This window comes from Meiothermus luteus, assembly GCF_003574085.1.
In the GTDB taxonomy this organism is placed as follows: domain Bacteria; phylum Deinococcota; class Deinococci; order Deinococcales; family Thermaceae; genus Meiothermus; species Meiothermus luteus.
The window spans coordinates 1-2,643 of record NZ_QWKZ01000173.1; the positions used below are offsets into that span (position 1 = coordinate 1).

Consider the following 2,643-nt stretch of genomic DNA (forward strand, 5'->3'; position numbering starts at 1 on the left):
GGGTGGGGTCTAGGGGGCCGGAGAGGAGGGCGGAGAGGAAGAGGGCCAGGTTGGTGCGCGCGGGTTTCCTGAGGGACCGGAAGACCGTGTGGACCCAGGTTGTGGTAGCCTGCAGGAGGGGGGTTTTGGTTCGCATACCTTACCAACCCCCCTCCTTATTTCCGCCTGTCAAGTCCCTACGGAACAAAGTGATGAGAGGTCAGGGCTCCCGGGGATTGACAGGGCCTTTTCGCTCTGTTAGCCTATGGAGCGCTTGGGCGCGTAGCTCAGTTGGATAGAGCGACTGACTACGGATCAGTAGGTCGTGGGTTCGAATCCTGCCGCGCCCGCCAGTGTGCCAGGGTGAAGGCCCTGGTTTTGTGTTTGCAGGGCATGGCCTAAGCTATACTTAGGTGCTATGGCGTCCTCGGCCTCTAAAATCCCCCTCCTCTCTTTAGCCCCCGAGGAGCTTCCCGGGGAGGGTTTTCGCAGGCGGCAAATCGCGGCCTGGCTGTACCAGAAGGGGGCTCGAGCCTGGGAGGCCATGACCAACCTACCTAAATCCCTCCGGGCCGAACTAGCTGAGCAGTACCGCATCACGGAGTTTTCTGCGGTGGAGGCCTACCCCAGCCAGGACGGCTCGGTCAAATACCTATACACCCTGCTGGACGGCCAGAGGACCGAGGCGGTCTACATGCCCTATCCTAACCGCAAGACCCTCTGCATCTCCAGCATGGTGGGCTGCCCTGCAGGATGCACCTTCTGCGCCACAGGGCGGATGGGCTTTGGGCGCAACCTGAGCGCGGCCGAGATTCTGGACCAGATTCTGTACGCCGCCCACCACCAAGGCCACCCCCCCCGCGAGGTGCGCAATGTGGTGCTGATGGGCATGGGGGAGCCTCTTTTGAACACCCAAAATGTCTTTGCGGCCATCCAACGGATGCTGCACCCGGAGGGGCTGGCCATGAGCCCCCGCCGCATCACCCTCTCCACGGTGGGCATCCCCAAGGGCATCTACAAGCTGGCTGACTCGGGGCTGGGGGTTCGGCTGGCCCTCTCGCTCCACGCTCCCGACGACGAGACCCGCCAGCAAATCATCCCCACCGCCCACCGCTACCGCATCACCGAAATTATGGAGGCCGTGCGCTACTACTACGCGAAGACCCGCCGCCGGGTTACCCTCGAGTACACCCTGCTCAAGGGGCTGAACGACCACGAGTGGCAAGCCAAGGCCCTGGCCCAGCAGTTCCAGGGAATAAGCGTCCACATCAACCTCATCCCCTGGAACCCCTGGCCTGGGGCGCCCCACCAGGGCACCCCTAGAGCCGGCATCCTGCGCTTCAAGGCAGCGCTGGAGGCCCAGGGGCTTCCCACCTCGGTGCGCTTCAGCCGGGGAAGGGACGTAGGGGCGGCCTGCGGGCAGCTATCCTTGCAGCAGCCGGCCTGAGGAAGGCTAATACAATGGGCAGCATGAAGCGAAGCGCGATCCTGGTAGGGGCTGGCCTGCTGGGGCTGCTGGCCGTGGGGGCCTACCTGCTCTTGGGGCGGCAGGGCGGCCCCCAAGGGACGGGAACCCTTTGCACCACCCCCCCCGCCGCGGCCGCCGGCCTGACCAACGAGGCCATCCTCGCCCTCCGCATAGAAGACCTCAAGGAAGGCCAAGGGCCCCAGGCCATCACCTCCAACACTGTTCGGGTGCACTACATCGGCCGGCTGGTGGACGGGAAGGAGTTTGACTCCTCCTGCCGGCCCGGCCGCGGCCCCTTTGAGTTCACCCTGGGGGCGGGCCAGGTGATCCCCGGTTGGGATTCCGGCATCGTGGGGATGCGGGTAGGGGGCCAGCGCCGCTTAATCATCCCCGCCCACCTGGCCTACGGCGAGCGCAGCCCCAGCCCCGAGATACCCCCCGGCGCGGCGTTGGTGTTTGACGTGGAGCTGCTTGAAATCAAGTAGGCCTGTGCAAAACCTGGGCCCATATACTGGTTTGGGATGCGGTTCGTGGTGCTAAGCGGACAGAGCGGGGCCGGGCTGACCTCAGCCCGGATGGCCCTGGAGGACCTGGGCTACTTCTCGGTAGACAACCTGCCACCCCAGCTCTGGGGTGAGCTGCTCAGAACCGTGGAGGCCCAGGGCATCCACCGGGTGGCGACGGTCTTAGACATACGGGCTCGAGGCTTCCTCACCGGGGTGGAGGCCATCTTCCAGGAGCTCAAACCCTTCATCGTCTACCTCGAGGCCAGGTCGGATGTTCTGCTCAGGCGCTACAACCTCTCCCGCCGGCTGCACCCTTTGGGGATGGGCAACCTGCTGCGGGAAATTGAGGAGGAGCGGCAGGCCCTGCTGCCCTTGCGCGACCGGGCCGACCTAGTTCTAGACACCTCCGAGCGTACCCCCCGTCAGCTCAAGGAGGCCCTCGAGGCGGCCTTGGGAGAGGAGGAGGGCTTCTTACTGCGGATACTCTCCTTCGGCTTCAAATGGGGCCCTCCCCAGGACGCCGACCTGGTGCTTGACGTGCGCTCCCTGCCCAACCCCCATTATGACCCGGTGCTCAAGTCGCGCCCCGGCACCGACCCCGAGGTAGCCGCCTACGTCTTCTCGGAGAAGCGGAACGAAACCTTCTACCGCACCCTCCTCACCGCCATCGGCCTCTCGGCGGAGGGGGCC

Annotated in this window: 3 protein-coding genes, 1 tRNA gene and 1 pseudogene; 4 read left to right on the plus strand and 1 reads right to left on the minus strand. The window is 65.1% G+C overall.

Translation table 11 applies throughout. From position 1 onward, the window contains the following. Positions 1–136: pseudogene (locus Mlute_RS16310) on the minus strand (IS4-like element ISTth2 family transposase); the annotation flags it as partial. 119 nt (positions 137–255) lie between these two features. Between Mlute_RS16310 and Mlute_RS14795 the strand changes: the two are divergent. The 4 genes from Mlute_RS14795 to Mlute_RS14810 all read left to right on the plus strand — a co-directional run. Further along, positions 256–332: transfer RNA gene (locus Mlute_RS14795), tRNA-Arg, on the plus strand. A 65-nt stretch (positions 333–397) separates the two neighbouring features. Next, positions 398–1,426: a 23S rRNA (adenine(2503)-C(2))-methyltransferase RlmN gene (rlmN, locus tag Mlute_RS14800; protein WP_119361297.1), complete on the plus strand. Its 1,029-nt coding sequence runs from the start codon at positions 398–400 to the stop codon at positions 1,424–1,426. A gap of 23 nt (positions 1,427–1,449) precedes the next feature. After that, positions 1,450–1,932, plus strand: a complete 483-nt coding sequence (locus Mlute_RS14805; protein WP_119361299.1) for an FKBP-type peptidyl-prolyl cis-trans isomerase — start codon at positions 1,450–1,452, stop codon at positions 1,930–1,932. Between the two features lie 36 nt (positions 1,933–1,968). Then, positions 1,969–2,643 (plus strand): RNase adapter RapZ (locus Mlute_RS14810; protein WP_119361298.1); only part of this gene is annotated, 675 nt, incomplete at its 3' end.